Below are 25,494 nucleotides of genomic sequence, written 5' to 3'. Positions count from 1 at the left end.
TGATGGGGTCGCCCTCCGTGAGGGCGTGAGTTGAAATAGTATCGGATGATTGATGGTGATGGGCGCATTTGTCGCCCTCCGTGAGGGCGTGAGTTGAAATGACACAGTGGAGCTGGAGAAATGGAGGGCGAATCGTCGCCCTCCGTGAGGGCGTGAGTTGAAATACTTGAAATAGCCGAAACGGGCCACGGCCCGTCGCGTCGCCCTCCGTGAGGGCGTGAGTTGAAATATCAAGTCGGCGAGGAGAGGACAACCCAGAACGGTCGCCCTCCGTGAGGGCGTGAGTTGAAATAAACGGAATCCTTGCGACGTACTACGGGAATTTGTCGCCCTCCGTGAGGGCGTGAGTTGAAATGAAGGTGACCTGTGAACTGCTGAAAGACAGCGCAGGTCGCCCTCCGTGAGGGCGTGAGTTGAAATGACAGGATAGACACAATGTGCTAAGATCTGAATGTCGCCCTCCGTGAGGGCGTGAGTTGAAATGACGACGTTTACAACGCTTTGCATCCTGCTTTGGCGTCGCCCTCCGTGAGGGCGTGAGTTGAAATGGCTTTGGAGGGGCGGAAGAATGAAAGAAACGAGTCGCCCTCCGTGAGGGCGTGAGTTGAAATAAACTGCTGCCGACCATTCCAGATGGTCGAAAAAGTCGCCCCTCCGTGAGGGCGTGAGTTGAAATGTCTTTCAGTAGCGGATCCGGCGGAATTACCTGTCGCCCTCCGTGAGGGCGTGAGTTGAAATGTTGAAAGAAAAAAGGAGAAAAAATAATGGCAAAGTCGCCTCCGTGAGGGCGTGAGTTGAAATTGAAAAGTATATGGGGGATGATCTCCAGTCAATGGGTCGCCCTCCGTGAGGGCGTGAGTTGAAATAATCACGATAGAAATAAAGTGATCGGAAGAATCGTCGCCCTCCGTGAGGGCGTGAGTTGAAATATCCCGGGAAGGGAACAGGGCATCGTGCTGGATGTCGCCCTCCGTGAGGGCGTGAGTTGAAATGATGCGTCCCCACACAACCGGCCCGATTCCTTTGTCGCCCTCCGTGAGTTGAATCTTCAAACATTGGCGGAATTATTTAGAGTATGATGTATCACACTTCGTGAGTTGAAATAACAGCAGTTATTCTGCAAGCAGAGGAGCGTTCTCTCAGGAGTGAAATGTGTTTGACATGAAAGTTAAATAATGTTAATCTATAACTAGCGTAAGCGACAACTAACCGCTCATGTATTCGCAAGAACCATGAGCGGCTATTTTTCTATTTTAATATTCGGTGAGAAGGAGGAAAATTATGAAGAGTCCATTTAAAATATTTTGGATCGTACTCGGCTTTCTGTGCCTGGGATTTGGCACCATCGGCATTGTGCTTCCGATTCTGCCGACAGTTCCATTCTATATGGCGACCCTGTTCTGCTTTGCGAAAAGTTCGGAACGGCTGCACAGCTGGTTTATTGGAACTCAATTATATAAGAAGCATCTCGACAGCTTCGTACAGTATCGGGCGATGACGGTAGGAACGAAATGTAAAATTATCGGGATGGTAACGGTTGTGATGGCGATCGGCTTTTTTGCTATGAAGAATGTGCCGATTGGAAGAATCTGTATTGCTGTGGTATGGATGTGCCATATTTTGTATTTCTTCCTGCGGGTCAAAACCGTAAAAACAGAAGATCATATCCTAGGAGAAACAAAATGAACAAAGTAGAAAAAAAGCGGCAGAAAGAACAGTACGTCGTGGAAGAGATGATCCGCCTGTACTGCCGGAAGAACCATGGAAAAGAGGGGCATGCATCCGGCGGAATGTGTCCGGAATGTCAGAAATTAGCGGACTATGCAAAACAGCGGAGCCAGAAATGTCCCTTCATGGAACAGAAAACATTCTGCGCAAACTGCAAAGTACACTGCTACAAGCCGGAAATGCGGGAAAAGATCCGCGCCGTTATGCGGTTTTCGGGGCCGAGGATGCTGCTGTATCATCCGATTTTAGCTATCTGGCATTTAATCTGCAGCATGAGAGAGAAGCGAAAAGCAAAAGCATAAAAGAGAGGTACTTATGATTAAAACAAGACTGGTGGGGCTGCTGTCCCACGCGAAAAAGTATATCGTGTACACGATTCTGTGGCAGTGGGCGGCGCTTCTGTCGCAGGTGATCGCGGTATTTACGGTCGCCGATCTGCTGGAACGGGTCGTGTATGGTGCGGTAACGGCAGCGGCTGTGAAACGGACGATTTTTACACTGGCAATTGTTGTTGTGATCCGCTTTTTCTGCGAGCGGATGGGCGCGCGGTCGTCGTATCTTGCGTGTGTGGATGTGAAGCGGATTCTGCGCGAAAAAATTTATGAAAAAATGCTGAAGATCGGTGCATCGTACAGCGAGCAGGTGTCTTCCTCAGAGGTCGTACAGGTGTCCACCGAAGGTGTGGAGCAGCTCGAAACATACTTTGGAAAGTATCTGCCGCAGCTGTTTTACAGCTTGCTCGCACCGCTCACGCTGTTCGCCATCCTCTGCCGGGTGAGCCTGAAAGCGAGCGTGGTCCTTCTGATCTGCGTGCCGCTGATCCCGGTTTCGATCGTAGTGGTACAGAAGATTGCGAAGAAGCTGCTGAACAAATATTGGAGTATTTACACAGGGCTCGGCGATTCGTTCCTTGAAAATCTGCAGGGTCTGACGACCTTAAAAATCTATCAGGCCGACCAGCAGAAAGCCGACGAGATGGATGTGGAATCCCAGAACTTCCGCCGGATCACGATGAAAGTTCTGACGATGCAGCTCAACTCAACGAGCGTGATGGACATCGTAGCATACGGCGGCGCGGCGGTTGGCATGGCGGTGGCGGTATCGGAATTTCTGAAAGGAAACCTCACCGTGTCCGGCACGCTCTGCATTGTGCTGCTGGCGAGTGAGTTTTTCCTGCCGCTGCGTCTGCTCGGATCGTTCTTCCACATCGCGATGAACGGCATGGCGGCGAGTGACAAGATTTTCAAAATCCTCGATCTGCCGGAGCCGCAGACGGGAGAGCGGACGCTGCCGGACGGACCGCTGGATGTCGTGTTGGAGGATGTACATTTTTCCTATGAAGAGGACCGGGAAATCTTAAAAGGCATTGACCTGACGCTCCCGGCGGGCAGTTTTGTATCACTGGTCGGCGAATCCGGCTGCGGAAAGAGTACGATCGCGGGCATCCTTGCGGCAAAGAACCGCGGATATGCGGGAAGCATCACCCTGGGCGGCGTGCCGCTCTCGGAAGTCAATGAGACGGATCTGATGAAGCATGTTGTTCTGGTCCGCCACAACAGTTACTTATTTAAAGGAACCGTAGAAGAGAACCTGCGCATGGCGAAACCGGATGCGACGAAGGAGGAGATGGAGGCAGTTCTGCAGAAAGTCAATCTGCTGGGATTCTTACAGACACAGAATGGACTGCAGACAGAGCTTCTCGAAAAAGCAGGAAACCTCTCCGGCGGCCAGTGTCAGCGTCTTGTGATTGCGCGGGCGCTGCTTCGGAGCGACAGTGCGGTGTATATCTTTGATGAAGCCGCATCGAATATTGATGTCGAGAGTGAAGAGCTGATCATGAATGTGATTCATGAACTCGCAAAGACGAAAACGGTATTGCTGATTTCCCACCGCCTTGCGAACGTCGTACAGTCAGATCAGATTTATTTCCTGAAAAACGGTACCATCTGCGAGCGTGGAACGCATGCGGAACTGATGGAACAGAACGGAGCATACCGTCATCTGTACGACAGCCAGATGGTACTGGAAAACTATGGAAAGCAGGGGAATGCATGATGAACGAGAAGAAAAATACAGCAAAACGCAGAAGCGCCCTCCGGATTATGGGAAGCCTGATCGGGCTGGTGAAGCCATTGCTTCATATTATGATGGCGGCAATTATTCTTGGAACAATGGGATATTTATGTGCGATCTTCCTGACGATTCTGGCAGGACAGGTCATCGTGCATGGCTTACTGACGGGCGCGGCAGGGACGAGCCTTTCGGTGCAAAACATGTGGCTTGTACATACCCCGGTAAAAACGATACTCACGGTGATGATCGTGATCGCGGTGCTGCGCGGCATTCTGCATTATGCGGAGCAGTACTGCAACCACTTTATTGCTTTTAAACTGCTGGCGATCATCCGCCATAAAGTGTTTGCAGCTTTGCGGAAGCTCTGCCCGGCGAAGCTGGAAGGACGGGACAAAGGAAATCTGATTTCGATTATCACAACCGATATCGAACTTCTGGAAGTATTCTATGCGCATACGATTTCTCCGATTGCGATTGCAGCATTAACTTCTCTGATTATGGTATGCTTCATTGGAAGATACCATGTTCTGGCAGGGCTGCTTGCACTTACGGCGTATCTGACGGTCGGCGTTGTGATCCCGATGTGGAACGGAAAGCGCGGAAGCCAGAAAGGAATGGAGTTCCGGACAGGCTTTGGCGAGCTGAACAGCTTCGTGCTGGATTCCCTGCGTGGCCTCGACGAGACGATTCAGTACGGACAGGGCGAAAAACGGAAAGAGCAGATGTCAGGGCGGTCGAAAGAACTGGCTTCTGTGCAGGAAAACTTAAGCCGCATGGAAGGCTCCCAGCGGTCTGCCACCAACATGGTGATTCTTCTGGCATCGTTCGGCATGCTGGCACTGACGATCTATCTTTACACGAAAGGCGGGATCGGATTTGAGGGAGTCCTGACCTGCACAGTCGCGATGATGGGTTCCTTCGGCCCGGTCGTGGCGCTGTCCAGCCTGTCGAATAACCTGAATCAGACGCTGGCAAGCGGCGAGCGTGTGCTTTCCCTTCTCGAGGAAGCGCCGCTGGTGGAGGAAATTCCGGGAGATGCGGCATCCGGCGGTGACCACGCATTTGCAGGAGCCGAGGCGCAGAATGTAACGTTTGCCTACGAAGACGAGACGATTCTGGATCAGTATTCGCTGAAACTGGAACCGGGAAAAATCACCGGCATCCACGGCGCGAGCGGTTCCGGAAAATCGACGATCTTAAAACTTCTGATGCGCTTCTGGGATGTCCAGACGGGGCGCGTTTCCGTGGACGGAGCCGATGTCCGCAAAATCCCGACAAAGCATCTGCGCGATATGGAAAGCTATGTGACGCAGGAGACACACCTGTTCCACGATTCGATTGCGAACAATATCGCTATTGCAAAACCCGGCGCGAAGCGGGAAGAAATTATGGAGGCGGCGAAGAAGGCGTCCATACATGATTTCATCATGACACTGCCAAATGGCTACGACACCGAAGTCGGAGAACTCGGCGATACGCTGTCCGGCGGAGAAAAACAGCGGATCGGTATCGCGCGGGCATTCCTGCATGACGCATCCATGATCCTGCTGGACGAGCCGACATCGAATCTTGATTCCTTAAATGAAGGAATTATTCTGAAATCCCTGAAAGAATCGGCAGAAGAGAAAACCATTGTGCTCGTATCGCACAGAGTGTCCACGATGAACGTCGCGGATGTGGTATATGAAATGGAAAATGGCCGGATTTCCTGATTTTACAGCACTTGACAGAGAAAAGACGATGTGCTACACTAACAGTCGTTAAAGAAAAGACAATTAAATATCGATGTGTAAGGTGTCGGACATACGTGTCCGGTGAAAAGGGAAGCAGGTGTGAATCCTGCACGAACTCGTCACCGTATTTTGCAAGCAGGGGAATGATCCACTGGGAAACCGGGAAGGAGACCGATGCGCTGGAGTCAAATCCTGAAGCAATGAGCCGGGAGACCTGCCTTTCGCAGTACAGGAACGTTACGTTCGTGCCACGAGGAACTGGCAGTACAAAACAGGAAAGCGGACATTTGCCCCACAGCGGGTGAGATGGTTTTCTTTGTGATAAAAATACTGGAAGCCCCTCGTTGAAAAACGAAAGGGCTTCTTTCTATTTACGCGGGCAACGAGCCAAAGTCCGTGCTTGCACGAGACCTTAGCGACTGCCGCGATAACTTGAGAAACTCGCGGAGCGTGTTTCTCATAGTTTGAAATGTAAAACGTCCCCGATATTGGTTGTTGCAAAGATACCAGCAAATGGGAGGAAAACAAAAATGAAAAAGAAACTTGTAGTCGCTTTAATTTCAGCAGCTATGGTAACATCTATGCTCGGCGCATGCGGAAGCAGCAACGCATCCAGCAGCAGCGCAAGCAGCACAGCAACAAGCAGCGTAAGTGCATCTTCCGCATCTGAGGAAGACACCACAGCAGCAAGCAGCAGCGTAAGCGCATCTTCTGCATCTGAAGAGGTATCCGCAGATGCAGACCAGGAGGCAGCAGATAAAGTGGCAGCTTTGATTGACGCAATTTATGTACAGGAAAGAAATGATAACACCGACGAGCAGTGCAAAGAAGCAAAAGAGGCATGGGATGCCCTGACAGACGCGCAGAAGGAACTTGTAGAAGGAGAGAACGCAGATCCGGATTACTTCGGAAGAGACACAGGTGATGCTTCCAAGGATGATCCGTTAAACGGAGACGAGATCGGCGAGAATGAGCTTCTGGTTGTAAGCTTTGGTACTTCCTTCAACGACAGCCGTGCTGAGGATATCGGAGGCGTTGAGAAAGCTCTGCAGGCTGCATATCCGGACTGGTCCGTAAGACGTGCCTTCACTGCACAGATCATCATCAACCATGTACAGGCCCGCGATGACGAGAAGATCGACAACGTAGATCAGGCACTGGAAAGAGCTGTAAGCAATGGCGTGAAAAAACTGATTATTCAGCCGACTCATCTGATGCACGGCGCAGAGTACGACGAGCTGAAAGAAGCAGTAGATAGCTATAAAGATAAATTTGAGTCCGTAACCATCGCAGAGCCGCTGCTTGGCGAGGTTGGAAGTGACGCTACCGTAATCAACGAGGACAAACAGGCCGTTGCAGAAGCAATCACGGCACAGGCAGTAAAATCTGCAAATTATGACAGTCTGGATGCAGCAGCAGAGGACGGCACTGCTTTCGTATTTATGGGACATGGTACTTCCCACACTGCAAATGTAACCTACAGCCAGATGCAGACACAGATGGATACTCTTGGATACAAAAACGTATTCATCGGAACCGTTGAGGGCAAGCCGGAAGAGACCGCTTGCGAGAACGTGATCGAGGCAGTAAAAGCAGCCGGATACAAGAAAGTAATTCTTCGGCCGCTGATGGTTGTTGCAGGTGACCACGCAAACAACGATATGGCAGGCGAGGATGAGGATTCCTGGAAGAGCCAGTTTGAGGCATCCGGTGCATTCGACGAGATCGACACTCAGATCGAAGGTCTTGGAAGAATTGATGCTGTTGAGCAGCTGTATGTACAGCATACCAAGGCAGCTATGGACGGCAACGGCGTTCAGGACGATGCTGAATAATTAGGGGTTGCATTCCGAACGTAAAATAGAGTAAAATAAGATCCGGCAGTACGGCTGAAGAGACTCAGTGTGCTGTCGGATTTTAAGTTGAGCGGATGAAAAAGATCCGCTTCAAGGTGATACAAGGAGGAAATTTATTATGAGAAAAAAATTGGCAGTTCTTTTTCTTGGAGCAGCACTGACTGTATCCATGCTCGGCGCATGTGGCGGAAAGGATGCAGCGTCATCTTCTGCATCTGCAGTATCTGCGTCTTCTGCGGCAGACGCATCTTCCGCTTCTGTACAGGATGCATCTAAGGCAGAGAGCAGTACATCCACATCAGATGTTTCAGCAGAAAGCGTATCGGCAGCGGAGACTGCAGGAGAAAGCAGCGCATCAGAGCTGGAAGACGGTACGTATACGGCAGACTTCAATACAGACAGCAATATGTTCCATGTCAATGAAGCAAAAGAAGGAAAAGGTGTCCTGACGGTAAAAGACGGAAAAATGACCATCCACGTCAGCCTGGTATCCAAAAACATTGTCAATGTCTTTGTGGGAACAAAAGAAGAAGCGCAGGCAGACGGTGCAGAGCTGATCGAGCCGACCACAGATGAGGTAACGTATTCTGACGGAACCACAGATGAAGTGTACGGCTTTGATATCCCGGTAGAAAAACTGGACGAGGATTTCAATGTTGCGATCATTGGTAAAAAAGGAACCTGGTATGATCATGTAGTCAGCGTATCCAATCCGGTACCACAGGAGTAATCCGGGAAAAAACAAAAAAGATATCCACAGAAGGTGAACCATTTTGCACCGCCTGTCCACAGAAATTGTGGACAGAGAGGGGAAAAACGGTTCCCTTTGTGGATATCTTTTCTTATTTCTCCGGAAACAGTTTGCGGAACAGAAAACGGATGAAGGGTCCGCAGTACATGAGCTGCCAGAAGAAGGCAACCGGGAAATTTAAGAACGTGGTTTGGAGCCAGACAGCGACAAATTCTTTTCCGGCATTTTTAAACAGCAGTGTTGCAATAAAACTCATAATCGGACACATAATAGCAATAATCATAATGGAAATTGCCAGCGTGATTACGATCGGACGATCCTGCGGTGTTACCATGCAAAAAGCTAATTTGTGAGCCAGATGATCCACGAGGAAAAACTCGAGGATAAAAGCGGCCGGCCACATGATTATCATCTCGTGAAACGCCATCAGAAAGACCTGATTTGTCATTCCGCCGATGTTCATGGAAATGTTGTAGCAGATCATGGCATAGACCATCAGAAAGGACATCATGAGGGTAAATACAACGTTTTGAAATTTTGTTTTTGGCATCGATTGTTCTCCTTTTCTTTGCAATTTTGAAAAATGGGCGCAAAAAAGACACATGTGTTGTTCGTTAACCAAGCAATGCACTTGTGCCGTTTCCAATCTGATACCAATCTTTTCTGCAGTTTTTAATTTTGAACCGTCGATTATTATAACGTCTCCGGCGGCGTTTGGCAAGAGAAAATTGAGAAATTTTTAAAAAAGACAGATAAACAAGAAAATTCGATGCGTGCTGGAAGCACGGTTTGGCGAATGGTGCGGGGAACGGCACCGGCGGGAAAAAGAATGGATTGCGAAACGGGAGCGGGATTGCTACAATAGAACATAGTGAAAACAAAGAGAAAACGCAAAAGGAAATCAATATTATGTCAGAGATCAGAAAAATCGAAAACTTTGCGGCGCCGGAGCTCGACGTGTATGCGCGTCTTTCAGAACCGCAGTTATTGCACTATTATGAACCGCAGCCAGGCCTTTTTCTTGCGGAGAGTCCGCGTGTCATCGAGCGTGCGCTGGATGCCGGATATGAACCGGTTTCGTTCCTTGCCGGAAGCGCAGAGCTTGCCGCAAACGAAGCACTCTTTGCGCACTGCCCGGACGCGCCGGTCTATACAGCAGAGACGAAGGTGCTGGAACAGCTCACAGGCTTTGCCCTCACGCGCGGCATGCTCTGCGCGATGCACCGCCGCACGCTTCCGGCTATGGAGGAAATCTGCCGGAATGCCCGCCGCGTGGCGATTCTGGAAAATGTCGTGAACCCGACGAATGTCGGTGCGATTTTCCGTTCCGCCGCCGCGCTTGGCATCGATGCCGTGCTCCTCACATCAGGCTGCAGCAACCCGCTGTACCGCCGCGCCATCCGCGTGAGCATGGGAAATGTCTTCCAGGTCCCGTGGACCGTGCTGCCAGGCGGCAGTTACTGGCCGGAGCAGGGAATTGCTTCACTGCAGGAACTTGGATTTTATACCGTTGCGATGGCATTAAAAGAAGACTCCGTTCCGATGGATGATCCGTCGTTAAAAACGCATGAAAAGCTCGCCATTCTGCTCGGAACCGAGGGTGACGGACTGGCAAGTGATACGATCGCTGAAACAGATGCAACCGTGCTGATTCCGATGACACACGGTGTGGATTCACTGAACGTCGCTGCGGCGAGCGCTGTCGCATTCTGGGAGCTGGCGGGAAGAAGATAAAGATGTTCCGTCGGTACCGGAGATTACGGAATAAAAATAGGATCAGAGATAGATTTTCGGGATGCATATTTTGATGCATCCCTTTTTGAATTTACGGATTTTGAAATTCCTTCCGATACATCTGCGGCGTACATCCCACTTTGTTTCGGAACTGCCGGTTGAAGTTGGAAAGGTTGCGGAAACCATTGTCGTACGCGATTTCGGACACACTCCGCGTCGTACTGCGCAGCGCCTCGCAGGCGGCTTTGATCCGAAGCTGTGTCAGATATTCAACGGCCCCGAGTCCGAAGGTCTGCTTAAAACAGCTCATAAAATAGCTTTTGCTCAAATGCGACAGCCTGGCAAGTTCCTCTATGGTAATCGGGTCGGCGAAGTGCTCCTGGATATAGGCGAGCACAGGCCGCAGGTTTTCAGCAGCCGCAGGCATGGCGGGACGATCGGTGCAGAGTTCCGGCGATGCGGCGAGCAGATAGAAGAAGCGGAGCAGCTCACTTTTCAGCAGAAGATCGGAGACAGCAGAGTTTTCACGGATGCAGCGGAAAATCTGATGGACGGATGCAGAAAGTGCAGCATAACCGGAATGTTCGGGTGAAATCGGTGCCTGGATGCGGCGCCGGGCGGAGAAAAACGGCTGCAGAATTTCCGTGTAGCTGCGGTCGTCATACCCGCCGATCAGCATATTCTGGTGGAAAACAATCGTATCATAAAACATCGACTCCTGCTCGGCGGGCAGAATGGCATGTACGAGGTTCGGCTGAATCAGAAAAATATCACCGGCATGCGCCGTAAGCAGACGGTCCTCATACTGAAAATACCCCGTTCCGCGTTTGATATAATTCAGCTCCATCTCCCCGTGCCAGTGCAGCGGTACGCCGGGAAAATAGTCGGGCATCCGGCAGTCATAATAACTGTAGGGAACCTGCATGGAGCCGTGCTGGCGTTTTTCTTTCGCAGCAGAAAGCATCATAAAATCCTCCTCCAAAAAGCATGTCCGTAAAATGCCGGGAATGGCAGAGCGTGGCATGGATAAAATCAGTTAATGTTCACTCAGCAGTGAAACACTTGCTGTTTCGCTGCGTAAGAAAGTGATTCAGGTGTGAGCAGCCCTCCTTTTGCGAAGCAAAACTTTAAATGAGGGTTGCGAAGGTTACAGTTCGCTGGGTACCAGTGAACTGTAACTAAAATCATAGAATAGTATTAGAATGAAATAGGAAATTACTGGTATTTCAGCGGATACAGTAGTAATATATCATATAGAAACACTTGCTGCAACGACGAAAATACAGCAGAAATAAGAGCGAAAGAGGGAAAGAAAAAATGTCAAAATGGTTAGATAACGCAGTATTTTATGAGATTTACCCGCAGTCCTTCAACGACACCAACGCCGACGGAATCGGAGATTTCCAGGGTATCATTGAAAAATTAGACTACATCAAGGAGCTGGGCTGCAACGCCATCTGGATCAACCCGTGCTTCCTGTCCCCATTCGGTGATGCAGGATACGATGTCGCAGATTACTGCCGCGTTGCACCGCGCTACGGAACGAATGAGGATCTGAAGAGAGTTTTCGAAGAGGCACACAAACGTGACATGCACGTTCTGCTCGACCTGGTTCCGGGCCATACATCTGTTGAGCATCCATGGTTCAAAGAATCCATGAAAGCAGACCGCAATGAATTTACAGACCGCTACGTATGGACCAATAACGTATGGGAAGCACCGGAAGGAATGGGAAGCCTGCGCGGCATTTCCGAGCGTGACGGCGCCTGCGCCATCAACTTCTTCTCCAACCAGCCGGCCCTGAACTATGGCTTTTATCAGCCGGATCCGGAAAAACCGTGGCAGCAGTCCTTTGATGATGAGGGACCGCAGGCAACGCTGGCAGCGATGGAAGATGTCATGAGATTCTGGCTGAACATGGGCTGCGACGGCTTCCGTGTCGATATGGCGGGCTCCCTGGTAAAGAACGATCAGGAAGGCAAAGGAACCATCCGCCTGTGGCAGCAGGTACGGAAATTTCTCGACGCCGAGTTCCCGGATGCAGCCATGGTATCCGAGTGGGGCGAGCCGGACAAATCCTTACAGGGCGGCTTCCACATGGACTTCCTGCTTCACTTTGGACCGTCCCATTACAACGATCTGTTCCGCTGCGATGAGCCATTCTTCTCCAAACGCGGAAAAGGAGATATCTCTGAGTTTGTAGAGACCTACAAAACCAACTACAATAAGACCGCACAGAAAGGCCTGATCTGCATCCCGTCCGGAAACCATGATATGGACCGTCTGGCACGCCGTCTGCAGGGGGATGAGCTGAAAATTGCTTTCGCTTTCCTTCTTTCCATGCCAGGTGCGCCGTTCATCTACTACGGTGATGAAATCGGTATGCGCTACGTCGAAGGCCTGAAATCCGTTGAGGGCGGATACAACCGCACCGGTTCCCGTTCTCCGATGCAGTGGGATGACAGCACCAACGCAGGATTCTCCAGCGCACCGGCCAGTGACCTCTACATCACCATGGACCCGGGCAAAGACCGTCCGACCGCCAAAGCACAGATGGCCGATCCGGATTCCCTGTACCACGAAGTTAAAAAACTCATCCAGATCCGCCAGAGCAGCAAAGCACTCTTAAGCCGCGGAACCATCGAGTTCGTTTATGCAGAGAAAAACCAGTATCCGCTGGCATACGTCCGTGAGGCTGAGGGTGAAAAAGTCCTCGTTATCATCAACCCATCCGACAAAGAGCAGTCCTTCCCATACAGTGCAGAGCTGAAGGATGTCTACACGATCGGAGGAAAAGCAGAATCCAAAGACGGAACCATCACCATCCCGGCACAGTCCGCAGGATTCTATCATATCTGATCGAAAATAAAAATGACAGGGAGATCCAATCGAATTTTTTCGGAGGATCTCCCTGTTTTTAAATATGATACACTCTCAGCTCATGCAATGCCCTGGTCGCTGCAATATACTGCGCCTGCATCATTATCTCCCGTTTCTCGTCCTTCGGGAAAATAGAGAACACCTGATCAAACTCCAGCCCTTTCGCCAGATAAAATGTGGTAACCGTCAGTCCTTTCTTAAAACTGGAGCTGTCACGGTTCAGCCAAGAAAGCCGCTTCCCGCAGTCAAAATCTTTTTCTGCCAGAATCCCCCGCAAAATTAAATAAGCCCGTTCCGCCGTCTTCTCATCCGGTACAATCACCGCCGCCGTCTCATACGTTTTCTCATCTGGAAACAGCGTATCCACTGCCTCCCGCAGAGCCGCCTCAAGATCCGTGACATCCCGTTCCAACACCGGCATTCCGTGCCGTTCAAACAGCTCCAGATCCGTCACGCCAATGAGATTTGCCGCATACGACGCAATTTCCACCGTATTCCGGTAACTCTTCCGCATCTCAATCCGCCGCAGATCCTTCCCGAAAATCCCCGGTAAAAACTGCAGTACATCCTGCTGCTGATCCGCCATCGTCTGCGCCCGGTCGCCGAGAATCGTCATCTTACAGGAAAACATCCGCCGGATAATCAGATACTGGAGCAGCGAATAATCCTGCATTTCATCAATCACCAGATGCTTAATATTCGACCGCTCCGCCTGCCGCGACAGGCGGTACTTCAGATACAGAATCGGATACACATCCTCATACCGCAGTTTCCGCTTCTCCAACGGCCGCCGCGGCAGCGTCTGATATCCCTCTTTCTTCAGAAAACGATTGTAGAGAACATAAAAATCCATCGTCTCATACATCTTCCGGAATTTTTCGATGAGCGGAATCCGCTCCTCCTCCGGCAGATCCCGGTTCAGCAGCGTCTCGATCTCGTCAATAAACGTCTCCGCCACCGCATCCATCCGCGAGAGCAGCGGAATATCCGCAAACTTGTCATAAAACAGCGTAATAATCTCCGATTCTGACTTCACAAACGACTTATACGAAACGTCTGAGAAATTCATCAGCTCGTCCTCAAGCTCCAGCGCAAATCCCTCCATCTGGTCCACAAACGCCTGCGACTGTTTTAAAGCAAACCGTTCTGCGGCTTTTGGATCCCGCATCTCCCGCTCAATCTGATCACAGCGGTCCTCACAGTCCGCCGCCGTGTCCTGTAATTTGCGGTAAGCAAAGAGATCAAAACTCATCTCCTGAATATTCTCCTCACCGAGCTCCGGCAGAATATGTGAAATATAATCCGAAAATACCCCGTTCGGCGATAAAATCAGAATATTCGAAGACTTCAGATTCTGTCTGTCATGATACAAAAGGTAGGCAATCCGATGCAGCGCCACCGATGTCTTGCCGCTTCCCGCCGCTCCCTGAATTACCAGAATCCGGTCCTTCGTATTGCGGATGATCGCATTCTGTTCCTTCTGAATTGTGCGGATAATATTCTTCAGCTGTACCTCGCCGTTGCTGCCAAGCTCCGCCTTTAAAATATCATCATCAATTTTCACATCACTCTCAAATCCGTAAATCATCTTTCCATCCCGGATCTTATACTGCCACTTGGAACAGATTTCCCCTGTCATCTCGCCGCCCGGAGCCAGATAGGAAGCCGGCCCGCGGTCAAAATCGTAGAAAAGACCGCTGACCGGGCTTCTCCAGTCGTAAATCAGCGGCAGCTCGCCCGGCCGCTCCGCAAAATTGCCGATGCCGATATAGAAAATTTCCGGCTCATCATCCCCGTCATAGCAGAAATCCACACGCCCGAAGAACGGAGAATCCAGCATTTTCCGGAAGCGGCTCCGCAGAAGAAGCTGCTCCTGATTCGCATTCACCTGATGCAGCAGCGCCTGCTGATTGTCGTAATCCTCATATCCGTACTGGTCCATCTCGGTATAGTTCTGCCAGTAATAATCGTGCATATTTTCAATTTCTTTCTGTCCGTCCAGCAGAGACTGACTGATCTCGGCAAGACGCGCCTGCAGCTTTTCCAGCACAAAAGAAAGATATTCCTGTCCGTTTTTCTGGTCTGTCATAAAAGGAAACCTCCTCTTAAAAATATAATGTCGAGTGCCGGAAAACCCGGCTGATCTTATCAGTATAGCAGACAGGCACGTTTCCTGCAATTCAAACATAAAATAAAGAAAAATCCCCTTTGAGGTGCCGCTTTTCTTGGAACCCTTTTTAAAACCACTGTCTGCACAGGAAGAAAAAAGCTGTCTGGATGCGTATCAGAGGGGCGATACAAAAGCCAGAGACATTCTGGTCGAGCGGAATCTGCGCCTGGTCGCGCACGTTGTGAAAAAGTATCAGGGCCTGCCCGATGATCTCGACGATCTGATTTCCATTGGAACGATCGGCCTCATCAAGGCGGTGATGACATATGATTCGAAAAAAGGAAACCGGCTGGCCGCATACGCCGCCCGCTGTATTGATAATGAGCTGCTGATGTATCTTCGGAGCAAAAAGAAAACGGCACGGGAGATTTCCCTCTACGAGCGATCGGAACCGACAAGGAGGGAAATGAGATCCATCTGCTCGACATCGTGGAGGGCGGCGGGGAGGATATCGCGGAACAGTACAACCGGAAAGAGGACGCGGTGCGGCTGTACTGTTATCTGGATTCGGAATTAAAAGAGCAGGAAAAACAGGTGCTTCTTCTCCGGTACGGCCTTGGCGGAAAAGCAGAATACACACAGAAACAGGTCGCTGCCCGGCTCGGCATCAGCCGTTCGTACGTGTCGCGGATCGAGAAGAATGCAATTGAAAAGTTGCGGTTACGGTTTGCCGCTTCGTAAATGCTTGACATTTCAAACGGACTGCTTCTATAATAAAGGGTAAGGAAATCAGGTGCAGAAAAGGTTTCCTTATCCTTACTTTTTCGAACAAAAATCAAAGATAATATCTTCCCGGTGTTCTTGCCGGACATTTTCCCAAAATGAAAAATAAATAGGAACTATACGACCTGCTACTGAAAGAAAAGGAGGTTTTCTTTGTATTGCAGTGTATTATCAGCCACCGTCTCGGGCATGGAGATGATTCCGGTGCAGGTGGAGGCGGATGTCAGTGACGGCATGCCGCAGTTTACGATGGTCGGCTACGTGAGTGCCAGGTAAAGGAGGCGCAGGACCGCGTGCGGACAGCCTCAAAAACATGGGAATTTCCCTGCCGCCGAAACGAATTACGATTAATTTATCCCCGGCGGACGTCCGAAAAGAAGGATCGCGTTTCGATCTTCCGATTGCAGCGGGCGTTCTGATGACGCTCGGCCGGATTCCGCCCGGGTCACTCCGGAAAACGATGGTGCTCGGCGAACTCGGCCTTGACGGCCATGTGCAGGAGATCAGCGGTGTATTTCCGGCAGCGGCGAAGGCGCGGGAGCTTGGATGCACAACGCTTCTTGTTCCGGCCGGAAATGCCGCGGAAGGGGGTCTGGTCGGCGGGCTTCACGTCGTTGGAATCCAGAATTTACAGGAGCTTTTGAATTACTGCTGTGAAGGGAAAATGCCGTCGCTTCCGTCTATAGAAAATCAAAAGAAGGAGGACGGAAAAGAGCCGGACTTTTCCGAAGTGCAGGGCCAGACGGCGGCGCGGCGGGCGGCGCTCATCGCTGCGGCCGGATTTCACAATCTGCTGATGCTGGGGCCGCCGGGCAGCGGAAAATCCATGATTGCAAGGCGGATTCCGACGATCATGCCTCCGATGTCTGAGGAGGAGCAGATGGAAGTAACGCGGATCTACAGCATCGCCGGAATGCTTGCCAAAGGAGAGGGTGTCCGCCGGGAGCGGCCCTTCCGTGCTCCGCATCACACGATGTCGCCGCAGGCTCTTGCAGGCGGCGGAAAACAGCCGTCCCCGGGCGAAATTACGCTGGCACACCGCGGTGTTCTCTTCCTTGATGAACTCCCGGAGATGACGCGCACAACCATTGAGATCCTGCGCCAGCCGCTCGAGGAGCACCGGATTGTGATTTCCCGTGTCAGCGGAAACTATGTGTTCCCGGCGTCATTTCTGATGGTGGCGGCAATGAACCCCTGCCCCTGCGGCTTTTACCCCGACTTATCGCGCTGTACCTGCGCACCCGGCGACATCAGCCGGTATCTCTCGAGAGTCAGCCAGCCGTTCCTCGACCGCATGGATCTCTGCGTGCAGGTGGAAGCACTTTCCTACGAGGATCTGCACGGCGAGGAGCGGTGCGAATCCTCGGCCAGAATGCGGGAAAAAGCGACGGCAGCGGCGCAAATTCAGGCGGCGCGCTACCGGCAGGAGTCGATTCATTTCAATAGCGAACTGAAAGCAGGCCAGATCGAGAAATACTGTATCCTGGAAAAGGCAGCGGAAGAGCTTTTAGAGGATGCCTTCCGCCGCCTGCGCCTCAGCGCGCGTTCCTACCACGGGATTATCCGCACCGCGCGGACAATTGCGGATCTGGACGGGGCGGTCAAAATCGGCGTGCCGCATATCAGCGAGGCGATCTGCTTTCGGAGTGCCGACAAAAGTATATGGAGGATCTGACGTATGGCGATGGAAATTTTTACAGTCGGCCGCGGGCAGGAGGGCTATCCGGAGCGGCTTATGCCGTTCGCGGACATGCCGTCCCGCCTTTTCGTGCGGGGCGCGCTGCCGGCGGATGAGCAGAAAACAGCGGCGATTGTGGGCGCGCGGATATGTACGGCGTACGGAAAGAGCCAGGCGGCCTTTTTCGCGCAGGTGCTGGCGGCAAACGGCGTGGCGGTGATCAGCGGACTGGCGTGCGGAATCGACGCGGCGGCGCACGAGGGGGCACTGCGCGGAAAGGGAAAGACGTTTGCCGTGCTTGGCTGCGGCGTGGATATCTGCTATCCGAAACAGAATTACCCGCTGATGCGGCGGATGCTGGAAAACGGAGGCGGTGTCTTAAGCGAATTTCCGCCGGGCGCAGAGCCGCTTCCGTGGCATTTCCCGATCCGCAACCGCGTGATCAGTGCGCTGGCAGATGTCGTTCTGGTAATTGAGGCAAAAGAGAAGAGCGGCTCGCTCATTACGGCGGACTACGCGCTGGAGCAGGGAAAAACGGTATTTGCCCTGCCCGGACGGACAACGGATGCGACAAGCCGCGGCTGCAACCGCCTGATCGCGCAGGGAGCGGAAATTGCGATTTCACCCGAAACGATTCTCGAGGAGCTGGGCGTGAAAAAGGCCGGGACAAAAAGAGCCGCACCGCGTCCGCGCTATGGAAAAGAGGCGGAAATGGTTCTGAAAACACTCGCGGCAGAACCGCAGAATCTTGCACAGCTTGCCGGCAGCACCGGAATCCCGCTGCAGGAGCTGACCGGCATTCTGCTGGCACTCGAAATTGACGGCGTTATTGCGGAAAATCCGCCGGGCGTGTACATGGCGTTATCGTAAAAGGGACGAGGAAAAGAAAGGTTTTGTGATATTCCGCCCGGTGTACAATTATAATAGAAGAAAAAGAAAAAAGGGGGCTCTTCTGCGCCGCGTGCATGTCTGAAAAAGGAAAAAGAAAAGAAAAAAATCAGGAAAAATCGTTAAAAAATAGAAAAAATCCTGTTATTTTGTCGGGAAACATCGAAAAATGGTACATTTTAAAAATGGAAAACACTTGCAAGAAAAAACTTTTTGGTGTATAGTCAGTGGAAGTTACGACTAATTTAGGAATTATTCTGGAATTTGTAATGATGCAGAACTATGCGATATGAAAAACGCAATATAGATCTGGACAGTTATAAAAATATGTATTCAGGAGGCATCAGAGGTGGCAAAATATCTTGTAATAGTGGAATCACCGGCAAAAGTCAAGACGGTGAAAAAGTATCTCGGGGCAAATTACGAAGTTGCAGCATCTATGGGCCATGTGCGCGATCTGCCGAAAAGCCGGCTTGGAATTGATGTAGAACATGACTTTGAACCAAAATATATCACCATCCGCGGAAAAGGAGAGCTTCTGGCATCTCTTCGAAAAGCCGCAAAAAAAGCAGATAAAGTTTATCTCGCAACTGACCCTGACCGCGAGGGAGAGGCAATTTCCTGGCATCTGTCGATTGCGCTGAATCTCGATGAGAACAAGATGCGCCGCATCACCTTCAACGAGATCACAAAATCAGCAGTCAAAGCGTCGATCAAACAGGCACGCGACATCGATATGAACCTGGTGGACGAGCAGCAGGCGCGCCGCTGCCTCGACCGTATGGTAGGTTATGAAATCAGCCCATTGTTATGGAAGAAAATCAAACGCGGACTTTCCGCCGGCCGTGTGCAGTCCGTTGCACTGCGCATCATCGGCGACCGCGAGGATGAGATCAATGCGTTCATTCCGAAAGAATACTGGACACTGGAAGCAGATCTGAAAATTCCAGGCGAGAAGAAACCGCTCGTCGCAAAATTCCACGGAAAAGGCAGTGAAAAGATGGCGATCGAGACGAAAGAGCAGCTCGATGAAATCTTAAAGGGACTGGAAAATGAGACCTTTACCGTATCCGAAGTGAAAAAAGGAGAGCGTTCCAAGAAAGCGCCGCTTCCGTTCACCACGAGTACCCTGCAGCAGGAAGCATCGAAGGTGCTGAACTTCTCCACGCAGAAGACGATGCGTCTGGCGCAGCAGCTCTACGAGGGCGTGGAAGTAAAAGGAAAGGGAACGATCGCTCTGATTTCCTATCTGCGTACCGATTCTACACGAATCAGCGAGGAGGCCGATGCGGCAGCACGTTCCTTTATCCAGGAGCAGTACGGCACAAAATATACCGCAAGCGGGGACACGACGGAGAATAAAAACAGCAAGGCACAGGATGCGCACGAGGCCATCCGTCCGACCGATGTGACGAATACACCGGTAATGGTAAAAGAATCCCTGCCAAGAGATCTGTTCCGCCTGTATCAGCTGATCTGGAAACGCTTTGTGGCAAGCCGCATGCAGCCGGCCGTCTATGAGACAATTTCCGCACGGATCAATGCAGGAGAGTATCTCTTTACAGCAGCTTCCTCCCGTCTGGCATTTGATGGTTTCATGTCCGTTTACACCGATCCGGATGAGGAAAAGAAAGAGAAAAACGCCGCTGTCCGGAGTCTGGAGGCAGGAACGGAGCTGGCACTGGAAAAGATGGATCCGCAGCAGCACTTCACACAGCCGCCGGCACACTACACCGAGGCATCCCTTGTCAAAATGCTTGAGGAACTCGGCATCGGCCGTCCAAGTACGTATGCGCCGACCATCACAACGATCATCAACCGCCGTTACGTGGCAAAGGAGAACAAGAACCTTTACATGACAGAGCTCGGCGAGGTGGTCAACAACATGATGAAAGAGGCATTCCCGAGCATCGTGGATGTCAACTTTACGGCAACGATGGAGCTCTGCTCGACAGGGTTGGAGATGGAAGTGTTCCGTGGAAGACAGTAGTCGAGAACTTCTGGCCGGATCTCTATGAGGCGGTCACAGAGGCAGAAAAGAACCTCGAAGAAGTTAAGGTAGAGGATGAGGTGACGGATGTCATCTGCGAGAACTGCGGCCGCAACATGGTGGTCAAATACGGCCCGCACGGAAAATTCCTCGCCTGCCCGGGATTCCCGGACTGCAAGAACACGAAGCCGTATCTGGAAAAGATCGGTGTTCCGTGTCCGAAGTGCGGAAAAGAAGTGATCCTGCGCAAGACGAAAAAAGGACGGAAATATTATGGATGCGAAAACAATCCGGAATGCGATTTCATGTCCTGGCAGAAACCGTCTGCCAAGAAATGCCCGCAGTGCGGCGGCTATATGCTGGAAAAAGGCAATAAGCTGGTCTGCGCGGACGAGCAGTGCGGCTATGTAGAAGCACGCGAAAAGAAAGACGAAGACTGAGAATGACAAAGCGGTCTGTACTGGTGAAAAACTGGTGCAGGCCGTTTTTTTGCTTATCGCGGCGGAAAAACAGGAAGATCCGAAAAAATTTAGCATGAATTTTTATAAAATTTATAGTTTTCTGAAAAATATATTGATTTCCGGAAAACTACATGATAGAATGAGCTTAGTTTTAAGGGTTGTCTGAAAAAGGCATCAGTGTGCATTTTTTTCGGCGGATACGCCAAAAAAATGCAGAAAATAAAGAAAGGAGAAGAACATGAGCGTACAACTGCTGGATAAAACCAGAAAAATCAACAAACTGCTTCATAACAATCACTCCACGAAGGTCGTGTTCAACGATATCTGTGAAGTCCTGATGGAAACGTTAAGTTCCAATATCCTGGTGATCAGTAAAAAAGGAAAAGTGCTGGGCATCAGCCTTTGCCCGGGCGTGGAAGAAATTACAGAGCTGATCGAGGATAAGGTGGGCGGTTATGTCGATGCCGCATTAAACGAGCGTCTCCTCGGCGTACTCTCCACAAAAGAGAACGTCAATTTACAGACCCTCGGCTTTGAGCGGCCTGGTGTAGAGCGCTACACCGCAATTATCTGCCCGATCGAGATCGCCGGAGAACGCCTTGGTACCGTATTTATGTACCGCTGCACCCCGCAGTACGATATCGACGATATCATCGTCAGTGAGTACGGCACAACCGTTGTCGGACTGGAAATGATGCGTTCCGTCAACGAGGAAAATGTGGAGGAAAACCGTAAGGTCAGGTGGTTAAATCCGCATTCAACACGCTGTCCTTCTCCGAACTGGAAGCCATCATCCATATCTTTGATGAACTGAACGGGGATGAGGGCATTCTGGTTGCAAGCAAAATTGCAGACCGCGTCGGCATCACAAGATCCGTCATCGTAAATGCCCTCCGCAAATTCGAGAGCGCAGGCGTCATCGAGTCCCGTTCCAGCGGTATGAAGGGAACGTATATCAAGGTATTAAATGATTATATCTTTGATGAACTCGACGAGATCAAAGCAAGAAAGAACCTGAAAGGAAAGGGCGATGCCCATCCGGACGAGGCGAAAAAATAAAAAAGTGGAATGTAGAAAAGAATCGGAGCCGTTTAAGAATGGCGCCGTTTCTTTTTGTGCAAAAAAGCATTCGGGGAGCGGAAAAAATGGTATCATTCCCGTTTTTAGGAATAAACTATAATTAGATTCTAAAGAGAGTATAAAATATGAAAAAATTGCCAAAATAAGAAAAAACGAGGAAATAAGAGAAATTAAGAGCTATCACGAGAGAAAAAAAGAGAATTACAAAATTCATGCATTTGCGAAATGAGGTGGAAAACACTATAGTAAGAACCATCAAGTAGCACTCGAATGAACTGAGTGCTAATAAATAAAACTGAATGAAATCTTGAAGGAGGAAACATAAATGAAGTTAGTACCTTTAGGTGACAGAGTTGTATTAAAAGAGTTAAAAGCAGAGGAAACCACAAAATCCGGTATCGTACTTCCGGGACAGGCACAGGAGAAACCGCAGCAGGCTGAGGTTATCGCAGTAGGACCTGGAAAAGTAGAAGACGGCAAAGAAGTAAAAATGGAAGTTGCAGTCGGAGATCAGGTAATCTATTCCAAATATGCAGGAACCAACGTCAAACTGGAAGACGAAGAGTACATCATCGTAAAACAGGATGACATTCTGGCAGTTGTAAAATAAAGAATAATCAAGTAAAAATCAGGAGGCATGACAATCATGGCAAAAGAGATTAAATATGGAGCAGAGGCAAGAAACGCTCTTCAGAATGGTGTAAACCAGCTTGCAGATACCGTACGTGTAACCCTTGGACCGAAAGGAAGAAACGTTGTTCTGGACAAACAGTACGGCGCTCCGCTCATCACAAACGATGGTGTTACGATTGCAAAAGAGATCGAGCTGGCAGACGGCTTTGAAAACATGGGCGCACAGCTCATCAAAGAAGTTGCTGCAAAGACCAACGACGTAGCAGGTGATGGCACCACAACCGCAACCGTTCTGGCACAGGCTATGGTAAACGAAGGAATGAAAAACCTGGCAGCAGGTGCGAACCCGATCGTTCTTCGTAAGGGAATGAAGAAAGCAACCGATAAAGCTGTTCAGATCCTTGCAGAGATGAGCCAGCCGGTAGCAGGCAAAGAGCAGATTGCAAAAGTTGCAGCTGTTTCTTCCGGAAGCGAAGAAGTAGGCCAGATGGTAGCTGACGCTATGGAAAAAGTTTCCAAAGACGGCGTTATCACCATCGAGGAGTCCAAGACCATGCAGAACGAGCTGGAGCTGGTAGAAGGTATGCAGTTCGACCGTGGATATATCTCCGCTTATATGTGCACCGATATGGAGAAAATGGAAGCCGTTCTCGACAATCCATATATCCTGATTACCGATAAGAAACTGTCCAACATTCAGGAAGTTCTTCCGCTGCTGGAGCAGATCGTACAGAGCGGCGCAAGACTGCTGATCATCGCTGAGGACGTAGAGGGCGAGGCTCTCCAGACACTCGTGATCAACAAACTGCGCGGAACCTTCAACGTAGTAGCTGTCAAAGCACCGGGATACGGCGACAGAAGAAAAGCAATGCTCGAGGATATCGCAATCCTGACCGGCGGCCAGGTGATCTCCGAGGAAGTTGGTCTGGAATTAAAAGACGCTACTCTGGAAATGCTCGGACGTGCAAAATCTGTTAAAGTTCAGAAAGAGAACACCGTTATCGTTGACGGTGCCGGCGCAAAAGATGCCATCGCAGCAAGAATCGGCCAGATCAGATCCCAGATCGAGGAGACCACTTCTGAGTTCGATAAAGAGAAACTGCAGGAGAGACTGGCAAAAATGGCAGGCGGCGTAGCTGTTATCCGTGTAGGTGCAGCAACCGAGACCGAGATGAAAGAAGAAAAACTCCGTATGGAGGATGCTTTAAATGCAACGAGAGCAGCCGTAGAAGAGGGTATCATCGCAGGCGGCGGTTCTGCATACATCCATGTAACAACACAGCTTACAGAGCTGATTGACAGCCTGGACGGCGACGAGAAGATCGGTGCAAGAATCGTACAGAAAGCACTCGAGGCTCCTCTGTTCCACATCGTAACAAACGCAGGTCTGGAAGGCGCTGTTGTGATCAACAAAGTAAAAGAGTCCAAAGTAGGTGTTGGATTTGATGCATACAACGAAGAGTATGTAGACATGATCCAGGCTGGTATCCTTGATCCGGTTAAGGTTACCAGAAGCGCACTGCAGAACGCTACCAGCGTTTCCGCAACCCTGCTGACCACAGAATCCGTTGTTTCAACCATCAAAGAGCCGGCTCCGGCTATGCCGGCAGGCGCAGACGGTGGAATGGGAATGATGTAATTTCCGGGATAAAAATGTCTGGTAAAACAAAATAAGAAAACCGGCTGGCAAAGACCGTAGCGGAACATGGGTTCCGAAGTCCTGTCTTTGCCGGCCGGTTTTTTAGTGGAAAGTTTTTCTTCCATTTCGCATGGCTCTGAATCGTTACAAAAAATTTCAGAAAGTTTTCATGCTTTCGCCGGGCGGCGTATATGGACGCTTCCGGCGTTTTATGCTATACTGATTTGTAGGATGTTGGGGGAAATACAACAAAGGAGAAGAAACACACATGGCAAGTCGTTATGAATCCGACATGACAAGGAAGGAGAAGATGCAGCTCGAAAAAGAGAAGCTGTCGAAAATGAATTTTAAAGAGAAACTGGCCTATATCTGGGAATACTACAAGGCTGTCATTTTCGGCATCATCGCTGTTATCTTCATCATCGGCACGATTGTGAATATCCATGAAAATGCGAAGTATTATGACCTCGTGAGCATTGCCGTAGTGGATTACGCAGGACTGCAGGATGTAAGTCCGATCGAGGAGGACCTAAAAGAAGCGCTCGGAACCGGAGATAAGTACGAAAAGGTAAGCATCGATACGAGCTACAGCTTCGGTGAAAACCTGGAAAACGCGGATTACAACACGCTGATGAAATTCACAGCCGTGATTGCCGCACAGAGCATGGATGTTCTGATCTGTTCACAGGCCGTGTACGACAACTACAGCAAAGACGATTATTTTCTGGATCTGTCCACACTGTTTGACGAAGCGACGTGTGAGAAGTACGGGATAAAGGCGGGAGATACCTGCCTCGATATTTCCAAGCTGAAGAAATACCAGGATATGGGCCTTACGTACTATGAGCCGTGTTACCTGACCGTTGTGGTCAACTCCAAGAACACGGACAATGCAGCAAAACTGATCGAATATCTTGAGGAGGATGGAGTAAATGAGTGATCTGTACACAGAAGTGCTGGTGAAAAAACAGCAGACAGGAAAAGACAAGGCGATCAAAGGAGTTCTGATCTTCTTTACCGTTCTTTTTGCAGCCGCAGGAATTATGATGAATCCGCTGATTCTGCTTCTTGCGCTGGTACTTGGAATCGTAGACTATATTTTTATCCCGAAGCTTTCGGTAGAGTTTGAGTATCTGTACGTCAACGGCGAGCTCGATATCGACCGTATCTATTCGCAGTCAAGAAGAAAAAGAGCCGCAAGCTATGAACTTTCCAACATGGAAATCCTGGCTCCGTACCAGTCCCATCAGCTTGATTCCTACAAAAACAACCAGAGTATCAAACGTTACAACTATTCCTCCGGCATCGAAGGACAGGGCCACAAACCGTACGCATTCGTCATCTCCAAGGACAATGCCATGCAGATGGTGATCTTCGAGCCGGACGAAGTGATGTTAAAAGATATCCGCAACCGTGCACCAAGAAAAGTATTTATGGATTGACAGCTTTTTTGTTTTATGTTAAATTAGGTGATAAA

18 protein-coding genes, 3 pseudogenes, 1 CRISPR repeat array and 1 riboswitch are annotated in these 25,494 nt (G+C 50.2%); of the genes and pseudogenes, 18 read left to right on the top strand and 3 right to left on the bottom strand.

The features are described from left to right. Positions 1-7: 7 nt before the first annotated feature. Positions 8-992: a CRISPR direct-repeat array (repeat unit 30 nt; unit sequence GTCGCCCTCCGTGAGGGCGTGAGTTGAAAT). 289 nt (positions 993-1,281) lie between these two features. From DW965_RS07785 to DW965_RS07760, 6 genes are all read left to right on the top strand, one after another. Further along, positions 1,282-1,686 (top strand): YbaN family protein, encoded by a 405-nt coding sequence (locus DW965_RS07785; RefSeq protein ID WP_117509532.1) that lies wholly within the window; start codon positions 1,282-1,284, stop codon positions 1,684-1,686. Then, on the top strand, positions 1,683-2,030 hold the full coding sequence (locus DW965_RS07780; RefSeq protein ID WP_022462170.1) for a nitrous oxide-stimulated promoter family protein: 348 nt from the start codon (positions 1,683-1,685) through the stop codon (positions 2,028-2,030). The genes DW965_RS07785 and DW965_RS07780 overlap by 4 nt, the downstream gene beginning before the upstream one ends. A gap of 13 nt (positions 2,031-2,043) precedes the next feature. Next, complete coding sequence (locus DW965_RS07775) at positions 2,044-3,783, top strand: ABC transporter ATP-binding protein/permease (RefSeq protein WP_119198215.1); 1,740 nt, start codon at positions 2,044-2,046, stop codon at positions 3,781-3,783. Next, complete coding sequence (locus tag DW965_RS07770; RefSeq protein ID WP_119198218.1) at positions 3,783-5,513, top strand: amino acid ABC transporter ATP-binding/permease protein; 1,731 nt, start codon at positions 3,783-3,785, stop codon at positions 5,511-5,513. The genes DW965_RS07775 and DW965_RS07770 overlap by 1 nt, the downstream gene beginning before the upstream one ends. Before the next feature lie 63 nt (positions 5,514-5,576). Continuing rightward, positions 5,577-5,770, top strand: a riboswitch (cobalamin riboswitch). Between the two features lie 294 nt (positions 5,771-6,064). After that, positions 6,065-7,369, top strand: a complete 1,305-nt coding sequence (locus tag DW965_RS07765) for a sirohydrochlorin cobaltochelatase (protein WP_117509530.1) — start codon at positions 6,065-6,067, stop codon at positions 7,367-7,369. Positions 7,370-7,508: 139 nt separating this feature from the next. Further along, positions 7,509-8,120: a hypothetical protein gene (locus tag DW965_RS07760; RefSeq protein WP_119198214.1), complete on the top strand. Its 612-nt coding sequence runs from the start codon at positions 7,509-7,511 to the stop codon at positions 8,118-8,120. A gap of 112 nt (positions 8,121-8,232) precedes the next feature. Here DW965_RS07760 and DW965_RS07755 read toward each other — a convergent pair whose 3' ends face one another. Beyond that, the gene (locus tag DW965_RS07755; protein ID WP_022462175.1) at positions 8,233-8,691 is read right to left on the bottom strand and encodes a DUF2798 domain-containing protein; all 459 of its coding nucleotides are present in this window, start codon (positions 8,689-8,691) and stop codon (positions 8,233-8,235) included. A 359-nt stretch (positions 8,692-9,050) separates the two neighbouring features. Between DW965_RS07755 and DW965_RS07750 the strand changes: the two genes are divergently transcribed. After that, positions 9,051-9,875, top strand: a complete 825-nt coding sequence (locus DW965_RS07750; protein WP_055218570.1) for a TrmH family RNA methyltransferase — start codon at positions 9,051-9,053, stop codon at positions 9,873-9,875. Between the two features lie 91 nt (positions 9,876-9,966). On the opposite strand, the gene DW965_RS07745 is transcribed toward DW965_RS07750, so the two are convergent. Further along, positions 9,967-10,842, bottom strand: coding sequence for an AraC family transcriptional regulator (locus tag DW965_RS07745; protein WP_158576293.1), 876 nt, complete (start codon positions 10,840-10,842; stop codon positions 9,967-9,969). 350 nt (positions 10,843-11,192) lie between these two features. On the opposite strand from DW965_RS07745, the gene DW965_RS07740 reads away from it, so the two are divergent. Next, complete coding sequence (locus tag DW965_RS07740) at positions 11,193-12,734, top strand: alpha-amylase family glycosyl hydrolase (protein ID WP_119198212.1); 1,542 nt, start codon at positions 11,193-11,195, stop codon at positions 12,732-12,734. Positions 12,735-12,792: 58 nt separating this feature from the next. Here DW965_RS07740 and DW965_RS07735 read toward each other — a convergent pair whose 3' ends face one another. After that, positions 12,793-14,844: a HelD family protein gene (locus tag DW965_RS07735; RefSeq protein ID WP_119198211.1), complete on the bottom strand. Its 2,052-nt coding sequence runs from the start codon at positions 14,842-14,844 to the stop codon at positions 12,793-12,795. A 136-nt stretch (positions 14,845-14,980) separates the two neighbouring features. Here DW965_RS07735 and sigK point away from each other — a divergent pair. From sigK to DW965_RS07690, 10 genes and pseudogenes are all read left to right on the top strand, one after another. Continuing rightward, positions 14,981-15,606: pseudogene (gene sigK / locus DW965_RS07730) on the top strand (RNA polymerase sporulation sigma factor SigK). 195 nt (positions 15,607-15,801) lie between these two features. Then, on the top strand, positions 15,802-15,924 hold the full coding sequence (locus DW965_RS21120) for a hypothetical protein (protein WP_330415163.1): 123 nt from the start codon (positions 15,802-15,804) through the stop codon (positions 15,922-15,924). Next, on the top strand, positions 15,914-17,323 hold the full coding sequence (locus DW965_RS07725) for a YifB family Mg chelatase-like AAA ATPase (RefSeq protein WP_330421011.1): 1,410 nt from the start codon (positions 15,914-15,916) through the stop codon (positions 17,321-17,323). The genes DW965_RS21120 and DW965_RS07725 overlap by 11 nt, the downstream gene beginning before the upstream one ends. A gap of 3 nt (positions 17,324-17,326) precedes the next feature. Beyond that, positions 17,327-18,196, top strand: coding sequence for a DNA-processing protein DprA (gene dprA, locus DW965_RS07720; protein WP_022462182.1), 870 nt, complete (start codon positions 17,327-17,329; stop codon positions 18,194-18,196). 367 nt (positions 18,197-18,563) lie between these two features. Beyond that, positions 18,564-20,644 (top strand): annotated as a pseudogene (gene topA / locus DW965_RS07715) (type I DNA topoisomerase). A gap of 259 nt (positions 20,645-20,903) precedes the next feature. Then, positions 20,904-21,724 (top strand): annotated as a pseudogene (gene codY / locus DW965_RS07710) (GTP-sensing pleiotropic transcriptional regulator CodY). Between the two features lie 346 nt (positions 21,725-22,070). After that, positions 22,071-22,355, top strand: a complete 285-nt coding sequence (groES, locus tag DW965_RS07705) for a co-chaperone GroES (protein WP_022462185.1) — start codon at positions 22,071-22,073, stop codon at positions 22,353-22,355. A gap of 36 nt (positions 22,356-22,391) precedes the next feature. Continuing rightward, entirely contained in the window at positions 22,392-24,017 is a 1,626-nt protein-coding gene (gene groL / locus DW965_RS07700) for a chaperonin GroEL (protein ID WP_118600781.1), read from the top strand. Between the two features lie 268 nt (positions 24,018-24,285). After that, positions 24,286-24,957: a hypothetical protein gene (locus DW965_RS07695; RefSeq protein ID WP_022462187.1), complete on the top strand. Its 672-nt coding sequence runs from the start codon at positions 24,286-24,288 to the stop codon at positions 24,955-24,957. After that, positions 24,950-25,459: a DUF6106 family protein gene (locus DW965_RS07690; protein WP_055227377.1), complete on the top strand. Its 510-nt coding sequence runs from the start codon at positions 24,950-24,952 to the stop codon at positions 25,457-25,459. The genes DW965_RS07695 and DW965_RS07690 overlap by 8 nt, the downstream gene beginning before the upstream one ends. The last annotated feature ends 35 nt before the right edge of the window (positions 25,460-25,494 follow it).

The organism is Blautia sp. AM47-4, assembly GCF_003479865.1.
Classification (GTDB): Bacteria; Bacillota; Clostridia; order Lachnospirales; family Lachnospiraceae; genus Fusicatenibacter; species Fusicatenibacter saccharivorans.
Note: the sequence above shows the minus strand (reverse complement) of the source record. Positions and strands in the feature narration are given on the sequence as shown.